Genomic DNA, 18,761 nt, shown 5'->3' on the forward strand with positions numbered 1-18,761 from the left:
GGAGCATTTCCATGATGAAAGGTCAACTCGCCGGGCTGATGAAACAGGCTCAGCAGATGCAGGAAAACATGAAGAAGATGCAGGAGCAGCTCGCTCAGATCGAAGTCGAAGGGCAGTCGGGCGCCGGTCTCGTCAAGGTGACGATGACCTGCAAGAACGACGTGCGTCGCGTGTCGATCGATCCGAGCCTGCTCGCCGACGACAAGGACATGCTCGAAGACCTCGTCGCCGCTGCATTCAACGACGCCGTTCGCAAGGCCGAAGCGACCGCGCAGGAAAAGATGGGCGGAATGACCTCGGGCCTGCCGCTGCCGCCCGGCTTCAAACTGCCGTTCTAAGCGACGCTTCCAGGCGACGCGGCAAACTGGCAACGTCGTCTGCCGGGCGTGCACAAAGCGGCTGAGTAAAGAGGGCCGACGCAGAGCGCGGCACGCGTCGAACTCGTGGTCGGTCCCACCGCGCGATGCCTGACCGTGCGCCTCGCGAGACGACCGCGGACGCGCCTGGTTGCGCATCGTTGCCGTTTGCTGCCGCGCGCTGTCTGACCAGACTCGCCGGTGAAGAGCCGCTCCATGCCACCTGCCGGCAGATCGCCACGCGTAGCTTTGCCCGCTGAAACAAGCTCGTACCACGTTCGCAAAAAACGCGTTCCAATCCGCATTCCCGGGCCTCACTCACCTCGACGCCGATCCGCATGAAACAACCTTCCGCCTTGTCGGCGCTCGTCGAAGCGCTGCGCGTGCTGCCTGGAGTCGGGCCGAAGTCCGCGCAACGCATGGCCTACCATCTGATGCAGCACGACCGCGACGGCGCCGAGAAGCTCGGTCGCGCGTTGCTGTTCGCGACCGAGCATCTGCAGCACTGCGAGAAGTGCAACACCTTCACCGAAGCGCAGATCTGTGAAGTGTGCCTCGATTCGGAGCGCGATCCAACGTTGCTGTGCGTCGTCGAGACGCCCGCCGATCAGATCATGCTCGAGCAGACCATGACCTATCGCGGCCTCTACTTCGTGCTGATGGGGCGTCTGAGTCCGCTCGACGGCATCGGCCCGAAGGAGATACATTTCGACCGGCTGGTGAAGCGCGCGTCGGACGGCATCGTTAAAGAAGTCGTGCTGGCCACCAACTTCACCAACGAGGGCGAGGCCACCGCGCACTATCTCGGGCAAACGCTGAAGGCGCGCGGTCTGGCCGTCACGCGCCTCGCCCGCGGCGTGCCGGTGGGCGGCGAACTGGAATACGTCGACGCGGGCACCATCGCGCGCGCGATGCTTGACCGCCGCTCGATGTAGCGGCAAGCCGCAGGAGTGGGCGCCAGCGCTGCCGCCGAAACAGCCAAAACAGCAAAAACAGAGAAGGAGACTATGAGCGCAACTCCCGATTCGGGCGCGAACGGCGCGCCGCAAAACCCACCCGGCGCTGGCCCGCTCGCCGGCGTCAAAGTCCTCGAGCTCGGCACCCTGATCGCCGGCCCATTCGCCGCGCGCTTTCTCGGCGAGTTCGGCGCCGACGTCATCAAGATCGAAGATCCGAAAGGCGGCGATCCGCTGCGCAAGTGGCGCAAGCTTTATCCGGAAGTCGGCGGCACGTCGCTCTGGTGGGCCGTGCAGGCGCGCAACAAGAAGTCCGTCACGATCAACCTGAAGGCCGAGGAGGGCAAGGAGATCGTGCGCCGCCTCGCGCGTGAAGCAGACATCGTCGTCGAGAATTTCAGGCCTGGCTTGCTCGAAAAGCTGGGGCTCGGTTACGACGTGCTATCGGCGGAAAATCCGGGACTCGTGATGGTGCGGCTTTCCGGTTACGGCCAGACCGGGCCGTATCGCGATCGGCCTGGCTTCGGTGCGATCGCCGAGTCGATGGGCGGTCTGCGTCATATCACCGGCTACCCCGAATTGCCGCCGCCGCGCATCGGCATTTCGATCGGCGATTCGATTGCGGCGCTGCACGGCGTGATCGGCGCGCTGATGGCGCTGCATCACAAGCAGGTGAACGGCGGCAAAGGGCAGGTCGTCGACGTCGCGTTGTACGAGGCCGTCTTCAACATGATGGAAAGCGTGGTGCCCGAATACGGCGTGTACGGCATGGTGCGCGAGCGCACCGGCGCGTCGCTGCCGGGCATCGTGCCGTCGAATACGTACCCTTGCCGCGACGGCAGCATCGTGATTGGCGGCAATAGCGATCCGATTTTCAGGCGGCTGATGATTGCCATTGAACGCGAGGATCTCGCCAACGATCCCGCTCTCGCACACAACGACGGCCGCGTGCCGCGCACCGGGGAAATCGACGCGGCGATCGCCGAGTGGCTCGCGCCGCGCACCATCGACGAAGCGCTCGCAGTGCTCAACGCCGCCGACGTGCCGGTGGGGCGCATCTACAGCGTGGCCGATATGTTCACCGATCCGCAGTACCTCGCGCGTCAGATGATTCAGCGCTTCAAGTGGCAGGACGGCCGCGAGATCACGCTGCCCGCGGTCACGCCGAAGCTCTCGGCGACGCCCGGCGAAACGCGCTGGCTCGGCCCCGAACTGGGTGAACATACGGATGAAGTCCTGCAGTCGCTAGGTTATGATGCAGACCACATCGCAAGGTTGCATGCGCAACAAGTTGTGTGAGTGCGGCGTGAGAGACATGAGCGCCATGTGAGCCATGTGACCGACACATGAACGCCGCGCACGCACGCACAACGCAAGCAGCAACCTGCCAATAAAATCGCAACAGCAGAATTGCAAGAGCCTCGGAGACAACCAACATGCATCGCAGAAGCTTCCTCGCCGGTACGGCCGCGCTTGCCGGCGCCACGCTCACGGCCACGCCGCTCGCCTTCGCACAGGGCAAACTGGAAACCACGAAGGTGGCCATTGCCGTCGGCGGAAAGAACCTCTTTTATTATTTGCCGCTCACGATTGCCGAGCGCCGCAATTACTTCAAGGACGAAGGACTCGACGTCGAAATCTCCGACTTCGCCGGCGGCTCGCAAGCGTTGAAGGCGGCGGTGGGCGGCAGCGCCGATGTGGTGTCCGGCGCGTTCGAACACACGCTGCTGTTGCAGGCGCAAAAGCAGTCGTTCCGCGAATTCGTGCTGCAAGGACGCGCGCCGCAAATCGTGCTCGCGGTGTCGAAGAAGACGATGCCCAACTACAAGTCGATCGCCGATCTGCGTGGCAAGAAGATCGGCGTGACCGCGCCCGGATCGTCGACGTCGATCATGGCGAGCTTCGTGCTGGCCAAGGGCGGGCTGACCGCGAAAGACGTCGCGTTCATCGGCGTGGGTGCGGGCGCGGGCGCGATTGCCGCGCTGCAGTCCGGCCAGATCGACGCGCTGGCGAACCTCGACCCGGTGATGACCAAGCTCGAACGCACCGGCGACATTCGTATCGTCTCCGACACGCGCACGCTTGCCGATACGCGCAGCGTATTCGGCGGCGACATGCCGGCAGGCTGCCTGTATGCGTCGCAAAGCTTCATCACGAAGAATCCGAACACCACGCAGGCGCTGACCAATGCAATGGTGCGCGCGCTGAAGTGGCTGCAGACGGCGACCGGCACCGAGTTGATCAACACCGTGCCGGAGAGCTATCTGCTCGGCGATCGCGCCGTTTATCTCGACGCATGGCAGCACGTCAAGGAAGCCATGTCGCCCGACGGCCTCATGCCGACCGACGGCCCCGGCACCGCGCTCAAGACCTTGCAGGCGTTCGACGCGACCGTGCAGGGCAAGCCGATCGACGTGTCGAAGACGTGGACCAACGACTTCGTCAAGAAAGCGCTCAGCACCGTCAAGGCGTAAAACTTCGAGCGCCGCGCGACGACGACATGCCGCGCGCGGCGCGTGTCAGCCTATCATCGAACAACCGATCCTCGAAGCGAGTCGAACCATGACCGTTGCAGCTCTGGCGCTCGAAAACATCACTTGCACCTTCGCCGCGCGCGACAACCGCGCGCAGCGCTATACGGCGGTCAAGGACACCACGTTGCGGATCGCGCCCGGCGAGTTCGTCTCGGTGGTCGGCCCGACCGGCTGCGGCAAGTCCACGTTGCTGAATGTCGGCGCGGGCTTGCTCGGGCCGTCGGCGGGTACGGTCAGCGTATTCGGCGAGCCGTTGAACGGCATCAACCGGCGCGCGGGCTACATGTTCCAGGCCGACGCGTTGATGCCGTGGCGCTCCGCTATCGACAACGTGATCGCCGGCCTCGCGTTTCACGGCGTGGCGCAGCAGGAAGCGCGTGCCAAAGCCGAGGAGTGGCTCAAGCGCGTGGGTCTCGGCGGTTTCGGCGACCGCTATCCGCATCAATTGTCGGGCGGCATGCGCAAGCGCGTCGCGATGGCGCAGACGCTGATTCTCGACCCCGACATCATCCTGATGGACGAGCCGTTTTCCGCGCTCGACATCCAGACGCGGCAACTCATGGAAAACGAGTTGCTAGACCTGTGGGCGGCAAAACGCAAGGCCGTGCTTTTCATCACGCACGATCTCGACGAGGCCATTGCGATGTCGGATCGCGTGGTCGTTCTCTCGGCGGGACCGGGCACGCATCCGATCGGCGAATTCACGATCGACTTGCCGCGTCCGCGCGACGTCGCCGAAATCCGTTCGCATCCGCGCTTCGTCGAGTTGCACGCGCAGATCTGGAGCGTGCTGCGCGACGAGGTGCTAAAAGGCTATCAACAGCAACTCACCGCTGTATGACGTCTCATTGAACGCTCTCTGAACGCAACGCGCTTTACGTCTATCAACCGTCCAAGCCAAACCGAGGCAAACCGAGTCATGTGGAAGACGTTGCGCCCGAACCGGGCGAATCTGGTGATCTGGCAGTGGCTGCTGCTCGTGCTGTGCTTCGTGCTCTGGTACGTGCTGACGAGCCCGACACTGCTGCCCGCGTTTTATTTCGACGATCCGAACAAGGCGGCTTTCTTCTTCGGCGAACCGCAAAAAGTCTTGCTGCGGATCTGGGAATGGTTCACAACCGGCGAGATCTATCTGCACCTGTGGATCACGCTGCTCGAGACCGTGCTCGCGTTTGCGCTCGGCACGGCGCTCGGACTCGGCGTTGGTTTATGGCTCGCGCTGTCGCCGCTTGCGAGCGCGCTGTTCGATCCGTACATCAAGGCCGCGAACTCAATGCCGCGCGTGATTCTCGCGCCGATCTTCGGCGTGTGGTTCGGTCTTGGCATCTGGTCGAAGGTCGCGCTTGGCGTCACGCTGGTGTTCTTCATCGTGTTCTTCAACGTCTATCAGGGCGTGAAGGAAGTGAGTCCGGTCGTGCTCGCGAACGCGCGCATGCTCGGCGCAAACGGCAAGCAACTGCTGCGCTATGTCTATTTGCCGAGCGCGATGAGCTGGGTCTTTTCGAGCTTGCACACGTCGGTGGGTCTCGCGTTCGTGGGCTCGGTGGTGGGCGAGTACCTCGGCTCCGCGCGCGGCGTCGGCTATCTGATCCTGCAGGCCGAAGGCACGTTCGACATCAACACCGTGTTCGCCGGCATTCTCGTGTTGACCGCGTTCGCGCTGATTCTCGATGCGATCGTCGGCGTCGGCGAGCGGCATCTGATGAAGTGGCAGCCAAAGACCGGAGACACCGAAAAGCTGTAGGCGCCGTAAACTTCACAGCGCAAAAAAACAGCGTGGGCTCGCAGAGCCGCACGCTGTTTTTGTTTGAGCGAGCGCCGCGTCTCAGCGAGGCCGGCTACGGCGTGATCACCACCTTGCCGATCACGCGACGCTCGGCCATATCGCGCAGCGCGCGCGCCGTTTCATCGAGCGGATAACGCGCGGACACATGCGGCTTGAGCTTGCCTTCGCCGATCCAGCCGACCATCTGCCGGAACGCCGCATGATTGCGCTCGGGCTCGCGCTTCGCAAAGTCTCCCCAGAACACGCCGACCACGCTCGCGCCTTTGAGCAGCGTCAGATTGAGCGGCAGCTTCGGAATCTCGCCGTTCGCGAAGCCGACCACCAGGTAGCGACCGCGCCAGCCGATGCTGCGAAACGCCGGCTCCGCATACACGCCGCCGACCGGATCGTAGATCACGTCCGGGCCTTTGCCGTCGGTGAGCGTCTTGATGCGCTCGCGCAGGTCCTCGGTCGCGTAGTTGATCGTCGCGTCGGCGCCATGTTGCAAGCACACCGCGAGCTTTTCATCGCTCGACGCCGCCGCGATCACGCGCGCGCCGAGCGCCTTGCCGATTTCCACAGCCGCGAGTCCCACGCCGCCCGCCGCGCCCAGCACGAGCATCGTCTCGCCGGCTTGCAGCGCGGCGCGGTCGACCACCGCGTGATGCGACGTGCCATACGCGAGCGTGAAGGCCGCGGCCAGTTCGAGGTCGACGTCTTCGGCGAGCGGCACGCAGGCCGACTCGCTCGCAAGCGCCTGCTGCGCGAAGCCGCCCGAGCCCGTGAACGCGACCACGCGGGAGCCGGGCGTGAACTGCGTGACCCCCGCACCGACCGCGCGCACGATGCCCGCGACTTCCGAGCCTGGCGTAAAAGGCAGTGGCGGCTTGAACTGATACTTGTTCTGGATGATCAGCACATCGGGAAAGTTGACGGAGGCCGCCTTCACGTCGATCACGACATGCCCTGGCGGCGGTTCCAGATCAGGCAACTCTTCGACGGTGAGGCTCTCCGGCGGGCCGTACTGATTGCAGCGAATCGCGCGCATCGTGTCTCCATTCGATCAGAGTTCGCAATGGCTTCGAGTGTAATGCATGCGCACGACCGTACGTTTCGCGGGTTCGCGGTCTGGCGGCAGCAGGGCGCCGCGCATCGATCTGCATTTACTGCGCTGCTCACGAGCGCATAGGGACAAGACAACAAGCCCGCATTCACACACCAGCGCAAGCGCTTTGCGTGGCCTGCGCAACGCGCTTGCCGTGTCGTTCGCGCGCCATCTTTCCTCGGTTACAATCGCCGCATGCGAATCCTACTCAGCAACGACGACGGTTACCTGGCGCCCGGCCTCGGCGCGCTTTACGAAGCGCTCAAGCCGCTCGCCGACGTGACCGTGATGGCGCCCGAGCAGAACTGCAGCGGCGCGTCGAATTCCCTGACCTTGTCGCGGCCGCTTTCGGTTTTGCGCTCGGCCAATGGTTTCTACTACGTGAACGGCACGCCGACCGACTCGGTGCACATTGCGTTGACGGGCATGCTCGACCACACGCCGGACCTCGTCGTCTCGGGCATCAACAACGGCCAGAACATGGGCGAGGACACGCTCTATTCGGGCACCGTCGCGGCGGCTACCGAAGGCATCATGTTCGGCGTGCCGGCCATCGCGTTTTCGCTCGTCGATAAAGACTGGGTGCATCTCGAAGACGCGGTGCGCGTCGCCGCGGAAATCGTCGCGCATTACCTCGCGCATCCGCTGCCGGGGCATCCCCTTCTGAACGTCAACATTCCGAACCTGCCGTACGAGCAACTGCGCGACTGGCGCGTCACTCGTCTGGGCAAGCGGCATCCGTCGCAGCCGGTCATCCGGCAGACCAATCCGCGCGGCGAGCCGATCTACTGGATCGGGCCGTCGGGCAGCGCGCGCGATGCGAGCGAAGGGACGGATTTCCACGCAGTCGCGAACGGCCATGTGTCGATCACGCCGCTGCAGCTCGATCTGACGCACACGCAAATGCTCCCGGCCGCACACGACTGGGCGCGTGCGGGCAGCGGCGCTTCATGACGAGCGAGCGCGCGAAGCGCTTTCCACTCGGCCTCGAAGATCTGGTGCGCGAGCCGCGCCGGCCCGAAGGCCGTCCAGGGGAAGTGCGCGCGGCGGCGCTTGCCGCGAGTGCCGCGCTCAATGCGCGGCAGCAGCCGGCGAAGCATGGGCAGCCCGGTTCGGCTGGCAAGACGCAGCCGAAGCAGGCGAGAGCGCCGGCTTCGGTCGCGGACAGATTGCCGGCCGGCACGCCAGCGAGGCCGCTCATCGTGACGCCGCCCAGGGCGCTCGCCGCGCCTGCGGTGAAGACGCCGGCGCGGCCGATTGCGCAGAGCACGGGCGCGCGTCCGTCGTCCGCGGTGAAGGGTGCAGCGTCGTCGTCTACGCGAGCCGCGAGCAAGGCCGTGAGTTCCTCTGCACCGTCCTCGCCGGCCGCCAAGTCCGTGACAAGCCGCTCGAACGAGCGCGGCGCCGCGCCGAACGTCGCGCTGAACCGTGCAACCGCATTGACGTCGGAACGGGTTCGCGAACGCATGGTCGAACGCCTGCGTGCGAACGGCATCACCGATCAGCGCGTGTTGAGCGCGATGTCCGTGGTGCCGCGCCATATGTTCGTCGATCCCGGCCTCGCGGTTCAGGCCTACGAAGATGCGGCGTTGCCAATCGGCCATCACCAGACCATCTCGAAGCCGTCGGTGGTCGCGCGAATGATCGAGCTGGCCGCAACGGGCCGTGCGCTGAACAACGTGCTCGAGATCGGCACCGGTTGCGGTTATCAGGCGGCGGTGCTGAGCCAGGTCGCGCGCGAGGTGTATTCGATCGAACGCATCAAGCCGTTGTCCGAGCGCGCGAAGACAAACTTGCGTCCGCTGCGAATTCCGAACATCCGGCTGCACTATGGCGACGGACGTTTGGGGCTGCCGTCGGCGGCGCCTTTCGATGCGATCCTGATCGCCGCCGCGGGCCTCGACGTGCCGCAAGCATTACTTGAACAACTCGCGATCGGCGGCCGCCTGATCGCGCCGGTCGGCTCGCAGGAAGGCCAGAACCAGGTGCTGACGCTCGTCGAGCGCCTTGGGCCGGCGCAGTGGCGCGAGTCGCAGCTTGATCGCGTTTTCTTTGTACCCTTAAAATCCGGAGTGATTTGACACCGATGAGTATGTTGCGCGCGATGCAAAGAACCAGCCTGAATGTCCCCATGTCCGTAACCCAGCGTAGCGTGTGCGTGCTCGCCTTGTCCCTGTTGATGACAGCCTGTGCATCCCGGCTCGATCAGGCGCCGGTCGTCGACCGCTCCGGCGGCGGCGTGCTCGGCACGCAAGCCGCGCAGGCCGGGCAGCAACCGGCCGTGCCGCTCGGCCCGCCGCCGCCTGGCTACTATCGCGTGAAGCCGGGCGACACGCTGTACCGGATCGCACTCGAGAACGGCCAGAACTACCGCGACATTTCCGCGTGGAACAACCTCACGAACCCGAATCAGATCGAGGTCGATCAACTGCTGCGCGTGGTGCCGCCGGGCGCGAACACCGCTGCGCTGACGCCGGGCGTCGCGACTGCGCCGCTCGGCAGTAACGGCGCGGTGCAAAGCGCGCCGCTCAATGGCGCGGCGCCGTCGACGGGCGCGGCAGCCGGCGTGGCCGCGCCGCCCATCTACGGCTCGAGCGCGAACAGCGCGGCGCTCACGCCGCCGTCGAACGCCGCTGCAGCCAGCGATTCGACTGCCGGCGCGTCGAGCAACATCAGCTTCTCCTGGCCGGTGCGCGGCCAGTTGCTCGGCACCTTCAACGATTCGACCAACAAGGGCGTCAATATCGGCGGCGCGGCGGGCGAAGCGGTGAAGGCCTCCGCGGACGGCCGCGTGGTTTATGCCGGAAATGGGCTGCGTGGTTACGGCAATCTAATTATCATCAAGCATGACGCAACTTATCTCACCGCGTATGCACACAACCGCTCTTTGATGGTAAAAGAGGGGGATGCGGTCACGAAGGGGCAGAAAATCGCCGAGATGGGTAACAGCGATTCAGACCGTGTCATGTTGCATTTCGAAGTTCGCCGGCAGGGTAAACCTGTCGACCCACTGAAGTATTTGCCGCCGCAATAAGCGATACGACCATGCCGAAACCGAAGCGCCGCCTGCCGCAAGCCGAATCTGAAACGATCAGCAATGCCACGTCCGCTTCGGTGGACGACAGCGGCGCTTCGGAAGCGGAAGAGGAGCTCGTCGAAGAGCGCGAGCTCGACGAGCGCCCGAGCGCCGAAGAAGGCGGCGACGCGCGCGAAGGCGCAGCCGAGGTCGTGCCCGACGCGGACGACTTCCGCGCGCTGCTGCAAGCCGAACTCACGGCCGACACGATCCAGCATTATCTGAATCGCATCAGCGTGAAGCCGCTTCTCACCGTCGAGGAAGAGCAGAAGTACTCGCGTCTCGCGAAGGCGGGCGAGTTCGAAGCGCGGCAAGTGATGATCGAGCGCAATCTGCGGCTGGTCGTCAGCATCGCTAAGGGTTATCTGAATCGCGGCGTGCCGCTGCTCGATCTGATCGAAGAGGGCAACCTCGGCCTGATGCACGCCATCGAGAAATTCGATCCGACACGCGGCTTCCGGTTTTCCACTTACGCGACGTGGTGGATCCGACAGAGCATCGAGCGCGCGATCATGAACCAGGCGCGCACCGTGCGCTTGCCGGTGCACGTGATTCGCGAGCTCAATCAGGTGCTGCGTGCGAAGCGCCATCTGGAAAAGAATTCGATGAACTCCGGCGAAGCAGCCGAGCGCCGCGACGCCAGCATCGACGACATCGCTTATCTGACCGGCAAGACCACCGACGAAGTCACCGACATTCTCGCGCTGAACGAACACACCGCCTCGCTCGACGCGCCGCTCGATCTCGATCCGGCCAGCAGTCTGCTCGATCTGTTGTCGGACGACCAGAGCCAGTCGCCGGATGCGGAGGTTCAGCATCGCGAACTGGAAACGCTCACGCGCGCATGGCTCGCGCGTCTGTCGGACAAGCATCGCCATGTGATCGAACGCCGCTTCGGTCTGAATCACATCGAACCCGCCACGCTCGAAGAGCTGGCCGATGAAATGGGCCTCACGCGCGAGCGTGTGCGCCAGATCCAACAGGAAGCGCTTGTGCGGTTAAAGCGCTTCTTCGCCTCTAATGGCGTTCGCAAAGACGCCGTTCTCTGACTTGATGACACCGATTCTTGTTTTCGACATCGAGACGATTCCCGATGTCGCCGGCATCCGCCGTCTCGAAGATTTGCCCGCCACGATGAGCGACGCCGAAGTCGCCGAGCACGCGTTCGCCGCGCGCCGCGAAAAGACCGGCGGCGATTTTCTGCCGCATCATCTGCAACGCATCGCCGCGATTTCCTGCGTGTTTCGCGATAACAACGGCTTTCGCGTGCGCTCGCTCGGCACGCTCGAAGACGGCGAGGCGGCGCTGGTGCAGTCGTTTTATCGCGTGATCGAGAAGTACACGCCGCAGCTCGTGTCGTGGAACGGCGGCGGCTTCGACCTGCCGGTGCTGAACTACCGCGCGCTCGTCAACGGGATTCCCGCCTACCGGTTCTGGGATCTCGGCGAGGACGACCGCGAGTTCAAGTGGAACAACTACATCAGCCGCTACCACGCGCGCCATACCGATCTCATGGACGTCCTCGCGATGTACCAGGCGCGCGCCAACGCGCCGCTCGACGCGCTCGCGAAGATGTGCGGCTTTCCCGGCAAGATGGGCATGGACGGCAGCCAGGTGTGGCAGGCGTATCAGGAAGGGCGCATCGAGGAAATCCGCAATTACTGCGAGACCGACGTCGTCAATACGTATCTGCTGTATTGCCGCTTTCAGTTGATTCGCGGCGCGTTCTCCGCCGCCGAATATGCGGACGAGATCAATCTCGTCAAGAACGCGCTCGCGCTCGAAACCGCGCCGCAATGGGCGGAATATCTGGCGGCGTTCGATCAATAGCCGTGGGGCCGCGTGCACGGAGCCGGGGCGTCGCTCGCGCCGGCTTCGTCTACAATCTCGCCTTTCCCCCAAGTTTGTCAGGAAGTAGCAGGTGTCCCGAACTGCCCACCATCGTCGCTCGCCGAAGCGCCCGTCGAAATACCACAAAGCCGCGCCGGCTCCGGCGCCCGTCATTACCGGCAACGAGCCGGTCGTCGAAATCGTTTCGCTCGATATGGAAGCGCGCGGCGTCGGCCGCATCGAGTCCGAAGACGGCACACCCGGCAAGGTGATTTTCGTCGAAGGCGCGCTGCCCGGCGAGCGCGTGAGCTACTCGACACATCGCAGCAAGCCGAAGTTCGAACAGGCCGAAGTGGTGCAGGTGTTCCGCGAAAGCGTGATGCGCACGAAGCCGAAATGCACGTATTTCGACATTTGCGGCGGCTGTTCGATGCAGCATCTCGACATTCGCGCGCAGGTCGCGGTGAAGCAGCGCGTGCTCGAGGACAACCTTCAGCATCTCGCGAAGCTGCGCCCCGAAACGGTGTGTTCCGGCCGATTCACGGACCGGCCTGGGATTATCGCTATCGCGCGCGTCTCGCCGTGCGTTTTCTGCCCGAAAAAGGCGGCATGCGCATTGGCTTTCACGAGAAGAAGAGCAGCTACATCGCGGATATGAAAACCTGCGAAGTGCTGCCGCCGCATGTGTCGGCGATGCTGATGCCGCTGCGCTTCATGGTGCGCAAGCTGTCCATCTACGACCGCATGCCGCAGCTCGAACTGGCGGTCGGCTCGTCGGTCACGGCGTTTGTCGTGCGCAATCTCGAGCCTTTGACTGCCGCCGACGAACAAGTGCTGCGCGAGTTCGCCGATGAGCACAAGGTGCAGTTCTGGATTCAGCCAGGCGGCCCGGACACGGTCACGCCGCTGTATCCGCTCGACGTGCAGCTCGACTACACGCTGCCCGAGTACAACATCCGCATGCCGTTCAAGCCGACCGACTTCACGCAGGTCAATCACGCGATCAACCGTGTGCTCGTGAGCCGCGCGCTGCGCCTGCTCGCGCCCGCGCGCACGGACCGCGTGCTGGATCTGTTCTGCGGCATCGGCAATTTCACGCTGCCGCTCGCGCGCATCGCGAGGGAAGTGGTGGGCATCGAAGGCAGCGACGTGCTGACCTCGCGCGCGCTGGCCAATGCCGAGCTGAACGGCGTGGCGGCGCACACGTCGTTTGCATGCCGCAATCTTTTCGAAGTCACCGCCGACGACATGCGCGCGCTCGGCCACTTCGACAAGTTTCTGGTCGACCCGCCGCGCGAAGGCGCACTGGCCGTCGCGAAGGCGCTGGCGGAAATCGCGCAAAGCGGCGATGGACCGCTGCCGAAGCGCATCGTCTACGTGTCGTGCAATCCGTCGACGCTTGCGCGCGACGCCGGTCTGCTCGTGCACGAGGCGGGCTACCGGCTGGTGGGTGCGGGCGTCGTCAACATGTTCCCGCATACGTCGCATGTCGAGTCGATTGCGTTGTTCGAGCGGGACTGATTCGGCTAGTCGATATGGCCAACCCATCCCGCTAACGCATAAAGCAAAACGCCACGACCGAAGTCGTGGCGTTTTGCTTTGCAACTCGTGTTCAGCCGCGGTTCACACCGCGGCGCGGCTTAAAACTGCCACCACGACTTTTCCTTACCCGGCCTTGCATGACCCGTGACGTACGGGCTGTCGGGGAAGGTGCCGGCGAGCACGCGCTTGGTGTCGTCGGCGAGTTGCGGCTGGTTCAGCCTCTGATACGACAGCATCATGATGTGCAGCGCGTCTTCGATAGCCGGTGCGTTCTTGTATTCCTTCAACGCGAGCTGCGCGCGATTGATCGCAGCCACATACGCGCCACGGCGGTAGTAGTAATCCGCCGCATGGACTTCGTGCGACGCCAGCGCGTTCACGATGTAGCGCATGCGCTGGGCGGCGTCCGGCGCATATTTGCTGTTCGGATACCGGTCGACCACGACCTTAAACGCGTCGTACGACTCGCGCAGCGACTTCGGATCGCGCTCGCTCATGTCCTGGCCGGAAAAGCGGCCGAAGAGACCGAGGTCGTCGTTAAAGTGGATCATGCCTTTGAGATAGTACGCATAGGCGATGTCCGGGTGATCCGGGTGCAACTGGATGAAGCGGTCGATAGCCTGATCAGCAGCCGCGGCTTCATTGTCTTTCCAGTTGCAGTACGCGACGTTGATCTGCGCCTGCTGGGCGAAGTGGCCGAACGGGTCGCGGCCTTCGAGCATTTCGAAGTACTTCGCGCACTTGCCGAAGTCGCCGCCGCTCAGGGCGTCGTTCGCCTCCGTATATAATTTGTTGTTGTTCCACGTTGCCGTTTCGTCGGTCTTCTCCGGCAGGCCGTGGCAAGCCGCAACAACCGCGACGGCTGCGGCACACGCAATGTATCCGGCCACTTTCCGGGCCGCGCTCTTCATGGCCTTCAAATTGATCGCCGCTTTAGTGATGGTGTTCAAGGCTCGCATTTTCCAGTCTAGCTTTACGTCCAGGTGACCCAGACTCAATGACCCGCTCAAATACTCCAGGCGCTGCAACCGGTGCCCGGAATAGCAACGAAGATTATAACGTAAGCGCCGACCCCTCCGACGCGTTGGGCCCCGATTCGCTCGACGACGACCTCCCCGCCGACGCGCTCGGCAAAGCCGCGCTCGCCAGCATGGTGCCGAGTGTGGCAAACCGTGTCGCGGACGAAACGCCGCGCAGTGTCGTGGTGCCCGACGAACTGGCAGGCGAGCGCCTCGACAAGGTGCTCGCGCGCCTTTTCCCCGAATTCTCGCGCAACCGCCTGCAAAGCTGGATCGAGGCGGAGCGCGTGCGGATCGACGGCAAGCCGGCAAAGATTCGCCAGCCGGTGCCGCTTGGCGCGACCATCGAACTCGTGCCCGACCTGCTGCCCGAACAGCTCGCGTTCACGCCCGAACCGGTGCCGCTCGAGATCGTCTACGAAGACGACACGCTCGTCGTCATCAACAAGCCGGCCGGCATGGTCGTGCATCCGGCGGCCGGCAACTGGAGCGGGACCGTGCTCAACGGTCTGCTGTACCGCTACGGCGACGCCGCGGCGGGCTTGCCGCGCGCGGGCATCGTGCATCGGCTGGACAAGGAAACGTCGGGGCTGATGGTGGTCGCGCGCACGCTCGAGGCGCAGACCGACCTCGTGCGCCAGTTGCAGGCGCGCACGGTCAAGCGCCGCTATCTCGCGCTCGTGTGGGGCAACATGCCCGAGGAAGGCACGATCGACGCGCCCATCGGCCGCGATCCGCGCGAGCGCACGCGCATGGCCGTCGTGACCGGCGCATCGGGCAAACCGGCGCGCACGCATTTCCGGCGCGTCGATACGGCGATCTGGCAGCGTCAGCCGGTCACCGCGATTCACTGCGATCTCGAAACCGGCCGCACGCATCAGATCCGCGTGCACTGCGCGCATATCGGCCATCCGCTGCTTGGCGATCCGGTGTATGGGCGCGCGCGCGGCAAGCGCTCGGTGACGCCGCTGCCCGGCGAGTTCGCGCGTCAGGCGCTGCATGCATGGCGCCTCGGTCTGATTCATCCGAAGACCGGCCGCACGATGCAATGGCGCGCGGACGTGCCGGCAGATATCGCGGCGCTGTCGGCGGCGCTGGGTCTTGGTCGCGACGATGCGGGCGAGTTCGACGAGACGTACTATGAGGAAGACGGCTACGAGGCCGCGGACTACGACGAGCACGACGACGCCGACGAGCACGATCCGCACGGCGAATACGACGAGCAGGACGAGTCCGACGAGCACGACCAAGCCGACGAACCCGACGACCACAACCCACAGCAAGACAAGGACGATCGCGCATGACCAGCCTGCCCGAACTGAGCTTTGCCGATGTCGTGCAACCCGCGTGGAATGTGGCGCCGCGCGTGCGCGCGCTCGTCACAACGCGTAACGGCGGCGTGAGCAAGCCGCCGTTCGGTCGCTGGCGCGACGGCGCGGACGAACCCGGCGGCCTGAACCTCGGCATGAAGTCCGGCGACGATCCCGCCGCGGTCGCGGCCAATCGGGAGCGGCTCCTCACGCTGGCAGGCGTCGCCGATGCCGCGTGGCTCGATCAGGTACACGCGGCGCGCATCGTGCGAGCCGAGGACGCGCTTCGCGAAGCGCAAGCGAACGGCGCGCCGACGCAAGCGGACGCGAGCGCCACGGATCGCGCGGGCATCGCGTGCGTAGTGATGATCGCGGACTGCATGCCGGTGCTTCTGTGCGACGAAACCGGCCGTGCAGTGGGCGCGGCGCACGCGGGCTGGCGCGGACTCGCTGCGGGCATCGTCGAGCAGACGGCCGGCCGCGTCGCCGAACTCGCCGGCGTAGAAGCGCACGCGTTGCACGCGTATCTCGGACCTTGCATTGGACCGCAATCGTTCGAAGTCGGGCCCGACGTGCGCGACGCATTCCTCGACGGCGCGGAAGCGAGCGAACGCGATGCAACCGCGAGCGCCTTCGTCGCGCATCCGCGAACCGACGGCAAATATCTTGCGGATCTTCCGGCGCTGGCTCGTCTGCGTTTGCAGCGGCTCGGCGTGACGCGCGTTGTCGGCGGCGACATGTGCACGGTCAGCGAGCGCGAGCGCTTCTATTCATACCGCCGCGATCGTGAGACAGGGCGCATGGCCGCATTGATCTGGCTCGACAACGAAGCTCAGACACTCGGCGACTGAGACGAGCGCGACTCGCATTTTGCTGCGCTGCCGGAAGCGTCGAACGGAATCGTTTCGTCCGTTAATACCCGCATTAACACCGAGCAATAAATGTGAATTAAGCGCGGCAATACAGCGTTTTTTCGCAATCCGCCATTCGATTGACATATGTCTGAAAATGCCGGCCAGTGATACAGGGAAAACGATAATTAAAAAACTATCGCACTGCGGCAAAATCGGGAACAAGCATTGACATGCCTTGCGATGGGGAGCAAGAATGTTCCTCACAGCTCCTCGTACATGGGACAGGGCGTGACGAGGGCGCGAGCGATCGCCCACGTGCGCAAGAACCTGCCTCTCAACCGTCCGCAAGGACTTACCGGTCAAAAGCAGGTATGGCAGCTCCTCATTCCCCAGCTTCCCCCAGCACCGACTCCTCGAAGGAGCAAACGCAGCAGGCCGGCACCAGTGGCGCGAGCGGCGCCGCAGCGACCGCGGGCCTTCAGCCATTTTTCGACGCGTGGTTAAACGCCTGGCGCTCGTTGGGCGCAGGCACGGCGGGCGGCGGCAACGGCGCGCCGTTCGCGATGCCGCAATTTCCTCCGGTTCAAGGCGCGGCGCCGTGGAGCGTGCCCGGCATGCCGTCGATGCCATCGTTCCCTGGCATGCCTGACTTCAGCAAGCTCGCAGCGGGTGCAGCGGGTGCCGGTGGTGGGATACCCGGCATGCCGTCGTTCGCCGGTCTGAGCCTACCTGCCGCGGCGATTCCTCCTGAACGTCTGCAGAAACTGCAAGCCGACTACACGCGTGAAGCGATGGTGCTGCTGCAGCAGGCAAGCGGCGGCGGCGCGGCGCCGAAGGCGCCCGAACTGAAGGACCGCCGCTTCAGCTCGGACGCATGGAGCGCCACGCCGGCCTTCGCATTCACCGCCGCATGGTATCTGCTGAACGCGCGCTATCTGCAGGAAATGGTCGACGCGCTCGAGACCGAGCCGAAAGTGCGCGAGCGCATCCGCTTCGCCGTTCAGCAATGGACGGCCGCCGCGTCGCCGAGCAATTTCCTAGCGTTGAATCCCGAGGCGCAAAAGACCTTGCTCGAGAGCCAGGGCGAGAGCTTGCGGCAAGGCGTGATGAATCTGCTTGCCGACATGCAGCGCGGCAAGATTTCGCAGACGGACGAATCGCGTTTCGTGGTCGGCGAAAATCTCGCGACCACCGAAGGCTCGGTCGTGTTCGAAAACGACCTGATGCAGTTGATCCAGTACAAGCCGCGCACGGCGACCGTGCGCGAGCGGCCGCTTCTGATCGTGCCGCCTTGCATCAACAAGTACTACATTCTCGATCTGCAGCCGGAGAACTCGCTCGTCGCCCATGCGCTCGATTCGGGCCACCAGGTGTTCCTGATTTCGTGGCGCAATGCGGACGCCTCCATCGCGCATAAGACGTGGGACGACTACGTCAGCGAGGGCGTATTCACCGCGATGCAAACCGTGAGCAAGATCAGCGGCCGCGAGCAGATCAACACGCTCGGCTTCTGCATCGGCGGCACGATGCTCGCCACCGCGCTCGCGGTTGCGGCGGCGCGCGGCGAACATCCGGCCGCGTCGATGACGCTGCTCACTTCGATGCTCGACTTTTCCGACACCGGCGTGCTCGATATTTTCGTCGACGAAGCGCATGTGCAAATGCGCGAGCAGACCATCGGCGGCAAGAACGGTGCGCCGGCGGGACTCATGCGCGGCATCGAATTCGCCAACACGTTTTCGTTCCTGCGTCCGAACGACCTGGTGTGGAACTACGTCGTCGACAATTATCTGAAGGGACGCACGCCGGTGCCGTTCGACCTGCTGTACTGGAACAGCGACTCCACGAGCCTGCCCGGTCCCATGTACGTCTGGTATCTGCGCAATACGTATCTCGAGAATCGTCTGCGCGAACCGGGTGGAGTGACCACCTGCGGCGAGCCGGTCGATCTGTCGAAGATCGACGTGCCCACCTTCATTTACGGTTCACGCGACGACCATATCGTGCCGTGGCCGTCGGCCTATGCGTCGGCGCCGCTCCTCACCGGACCGTTGAAGTTCGTGCTCGGCGCGTCGGGTCATATCGCGGGTGTCATCAACCCGCCCGCGAAAAACAAGCGCAGCTACTGGACGCTCGAGGGCGAGCAGAAGAGCTTGCCCGAGAACCCGGACGACTGGCTCGGCGAGGCGAAGGAAGTGCCCGGAAGCTGGTGGCCCGAGTGGACCACGTGGCTCGATCAGTACGGCGGCAGGAAAGTGAAGCCGCGCGCCGCGGCGGGCTCGGAGGAATTCCCGGTCATCGAGCCGGCGCCGGGCCGCTACGTGTGCAAGCGCGAGTAAGAACACGATCTCAGATGCCACCCAACGCAACGGGGCAAGACGAGCTAGCAGGTTCACGAGCAACGAGATTTTTAA

Annotated in this window: 16 protein-coding genes and 1 pseudogene; 15 read left to right on the forward strand and 2 right to left on the reverse strand. The window is 64.3% G+C overall.

Annotated features, from left to right (window positions below):
• Positions 1–11: 11 nt before the first annotated feature.
• The 6 genes from ABIE53_RS10055 (at position 12) to ABIE53_RS10080 (ending at position 5,590) form a co-directional block, all read left to right on the forward strand.
• A complete protein-coding gene (locus ABIE53_RS10055; protein WP_006048866.1) occupies positions 12–338 on the forward strand; it encodes a YbaB/EbfC family nucleoid-associated protein in 327 nt (108 codons plus the stop codon).
• A gap of 356 nt (positions 339–694) precedes the next feature.
• Positions 695–1,291 (forward strand): recombination mediator RecR, encoded by a 597-nt coding sequence (recR, locus tag ABIE53_RS10060; RefSeq protein ID WP_006048867.1) that lies wholly within the window; start codon positions 695–697, stop codon positions 1,289–1,291.
• A 72-nt stretch (positions 1,292–1,363) separates the two neighbouring features.
• A complete protein-coding gene (locus tag ABIE53_RS10065; protein WP_192698881.1) occupies positions 1,364–2,611 on the forward strand; it encodes a CaiB/BaiF CoA transferase family protein in 1,248 nt (415 codons plus the stop codon).
• Between the two features lie 137 nt (positions 2,612–2,748).
• A complete protein-coding gene (locus tag ABIE53_RS10070) occupies positions 2,749–3,786 on the forward strand; it encodes an ABC transporter substrate-binding protein (RefSeq protein ID WP_029968283.1) in 1,038 nt (345 codons plus the stop codon).
• A gap of 88 nt (positions 3,787–3,874) precedes the next feature.
• Positions 3,875–4,687 carry an ABC transporter ATP-binding protein gene (locus ABIE53_RS10075; protein WP_006048870.1) on the forward strand — a complete coding sequence of 271 codons (813 nt, stop codon included), beginning with the start codon at positions 3,875–3,877 and terminating at the stop codon, positions 4,685–4,687.
• A 78-nt stretch (positions 4,688–4,765) separates the two neighbouring features.
• On the forward strand, positions 4,766–5,590 hold the full coding sequence (locus tag ABIE53_RS10080) for an ABC transporter permease (protein ID WP_006048871.1): 825 nt from the start codon (positions 4,766–4,768) through the stop codon (positions 5,588–5,590).
• Between the two features lie 94 nt (positions 5,591–5,684).
• Here ABIE53_RS10080 and ABIE53_RS10085 read toward each other — a convergent pair whose 3' ends face one another.
• Positions 5,685–6,659, reverse strand: a complete 975-nt coding sequence (locus ABIE53_RS10085; RefSeq protein ID WP_107707697.1) for an NADPH:quinone oxidoreductase family protein — start codon at positions 6,657–6,659, stop codon at positions 5,685–5,687.
• Between the two features lie 252 nt (positions 6,660–6,911).
• Between ABIE53_RS10085 and surE the strand changes: the two genes are divergently transcribed.
• The 6 genes and pseudogenes from surE to rlmD all read left to right on the forward strand — a co-directional run bounded on the left by surE (position 6,912) and on the right by rlmD (position 13,143).
• Positions 6,912–7,670 carry a 5'/3'-nucleotidase SurE gene (gene surE / locus ABIE53_RS10090; RefSeq protein ID WP_053858026.1) on the forward strand — a complete coding sequence of 253 codons (759 nt, stop codon included), beginning with the start codon at positions 6,912–6,914 and terminating at the stop codon, positions 7,668–7,670.
• Complete coding sequence (locus ABIE53_RS10095) at positions 7,667–8,797, forward strand: protein-L-isoaspartate(D-aspartate) O-methyltransferase (RefSeq protein WP_107707698.1); 1,131 nt, start codon at positions 7,667–7,669, stop codon at positions 8,795–8,797. The genes surE and ABIE53_RS10095 overlap by 4 nt, the downstream gene beginning before the upstream one ends.
• Before the next feature lie 5 nt (positions 8,798–8,802).
• Complete coding sequence (locus ABIE53_RS10100) at positions 8,803–9,750, forward strand: peptidoglycan DD-metalloendopeptidase family protein (RefSeq protein ID WP_107707699.1); 948 nt, start codon at positions 8,803–8,805, stop codon at positions 9,748–9,750.
• An 11-nt stretch (positions 9,751–9,761) separates the two neighbouring features.
• Positions 9,762–10,841, forward strand: coding sequence for an RNA polymerase sigma factor RpoS (rpoS, locus tag ABIE53_RS10105; protein WP_006048876.1), 1,080 nt, complete (start codon positions 9,762–9,764; stop codon positions 10,839–10,841).
• 4 nt (positions 10,842–10,845) lie between these two features.
• On the forward strand, positions 10,846–11,622 hold the full coding sequence (locus tag ABIE53_RS10110; RefSeq protein WP_029968289.1) for a 3'-5' exonuclease: 777 nt from the start codon (positions 10,846–10,848) through the stop codon (positions 11,620–11,622).
• Between the two features lie 91 nt (positions 11,623–11,713).
• Positions 11,714–13,143: pseudogene (gene rlmD / locus ABIE53_RS10115) on the forward strand (23S rRNA (uracil(1939)-C(5))-methyltransferase RlmD).
• Between the two features lie 119 nt (positions 13,144–13,262).
• Here rlmD and ABIE53_RS10120 read toward each other — a convergent pair.
• Positions 13,263–14,123, reverse strand: a complete 861-nt coding sequence (locus ABIE53_RS10120; protein ID WP_006048879.1) for an outer membrane protein assembly factor BamD — start codon at positions 14,121–14,123, stop codon at positions 13,263–13,265.
• 38 nt (positions 14,124–14,161) lie between these two features.
• On the opposite strand from ABIE53_RS10120, the gene ABIE53_RS10125 reads away from it, so the two are divergent.
• The 3 genes from ABIE53_RS10125 to phaC all read left to right on the forward strand — a co-directional run bounded on the left by ABIE53_RS10125 (position 14,162) and on the right by phaC (position 18,686).
• Positions 14,162–15,487 (forward strand): RluA family pseudouridine synthase, encoded by a 1,326-nt coding sequence (locus ABIE53_RS10125; RefSeq protein WP_029968293.1) that lies wholly within the window; start codon positions 14,162–14,164, stop codon positions 15,485–15,487.
• Positions 15,484–16,344 carry a peptidoglycan editing factor PgeF gene (gene pgeF, locus ABIE53_RS10130; protein WP_107707701.1) on the forward strand — a complete coding sequence of 287 codons (861 nt, stop codon included), beginning with the start codon at positions 15,484–15,486 and terminating at the stop codon, positions 16,342–16,344. The genes ABIE53_RS10125 and pgeF overlap by 4 nt, the downstream gene beginning before the upstream one ends.
• Before the next feature lie 374 nt (positions 16,345–16,718).
• Positions 16,719–18,686: a class I poly(R)-hydroxyalkanoic acid synthase gene (phaC, locus tag ABIE53_RS10135; protein WP_192698880.1), complete on the forward strand. Its 1,968-nt coding sequence runs from the start codon at positions 16,719–16,721 to the stop codon at positions 18,684–18,686.
• The last annotated feature ends 75 nt before the right edge of the window (positions 18,687–18,761 follow it).

The organism is Paraburkholderia sp. OAS925 (assembly GCF_040543975.1).
Classification (GTDB): domain Bacteria; phylum Pseudomonadota; class Gammaproteobacteria; order Burkholderiales; family Burkholderiaceae; genus Paraburkholderia; species Paraburkholderia graminis.

Coding starts and splice junctions, on each gene's coding strand:
- ABIE53_RS10055 (WP_006048866.1), top strand. CDS start 12: ATGATGAAAGGTCAACTCGCCGGGCTGATGAAACAGGCTCAGCAGATG.
- recR (WP_006048867.1), top strand. CDS start 695: ATGAAACAACCTTCCGCCTTGTCGGCGCTCGTCGAAGCGCTGCGCGTG.
- ABIE53_RS10065 (WP_192698881.1), top strand. CDS start 1,364: ATGAGCGCAACTCCCGATTCGGGCGCGAACGGCGCGCCGCAAAACCCA.
- ABIE53_RS10070 (WP_029968283.1), top strand. CDS start 2,749: ATGCATCGCAGAAGCTTCCTCGCCGGTACGGCCGCGCTTGCCGGCGCC.
- ABIE53_RS10075 (WP_006048870.1), top strand. CDS start 3,875: ATGACCGTTGCAGCTCTGGCGCTCGAAAACATCACTTGCACCTTCGCC.
- ABIE53_RS10080 (WP_006048871.1), top strand. CDS start 4,766: ATGTGGAAGACGTTGCGCCCGAACCGGGCGAATCTGGTGATCTGGCAG.
- ABIE53_RS10085 (WP_107707697.1), bottom strand. CDS start 6,659: ATGCGCGCGATTCGCTGCAATCAGTACGGCCCGCCGGAGAGCCTCACC.
- surE (WP_053858026.1), top strand. CDS start 6,912: ATGCGAATCCTACTCAGCAACGACGACGGTTACCTGGCGCCCGGCCTC.
- ABIE53_RS10095 (WP_107707698.1), top strand. CDS start 7,667: ATGACGAGCGAGCGCGCGAAGCGCTTTCCACTCGGCCTCGAAGATCTG.
- ABIE53_RS10100 (WP_107707699.1), top strand. CDS start 8,803: ATGAGTATGTTGCGCGCGATGCAAAGAACCAGCCTGAATGTCCCCATG.
- rpoS (WP_006048876.1), top strand. CDS start 9,762: ATGCCGAAACCGAAGCGCCGCCTGCCGCAAGCCGAATCTGAAACGATC.
- ABIE53_RS10110 (WP_029968289.1), top strand. CDS start 10,846: ATGACACCGATTCTTGTTTTCGACATCGAGACGATTCCCGATGTCGCC.
- ABIE53_RS10120 (WP_006048879.1), bottom strand. CDS start 14,123: ATGCGAGCCTTGAACACCATCACTAAAGCGGCGATCAATTTGAAGGCC.
- ABIE53_RS10125 (WP_029968293.1), top strand. CDS start 14,162: ATGACCCGCTCAAATACTCCAGGCGCTGCAACCGGTGCCCGGAATAGC.
- pgeF (WP_107707701.1), top strand. CDS start 15,484: ATGACCAGCCTGCCCGAACTGAGCTTTGCCGATGTCGTGCAACCCGCG.
- phaC (WP_192698880.1), top strand. CDS start 16,719: ATGGCAGCTCCTCATTCCCCAGCTTCCCCCAGCACCGACTCCTCGAAG.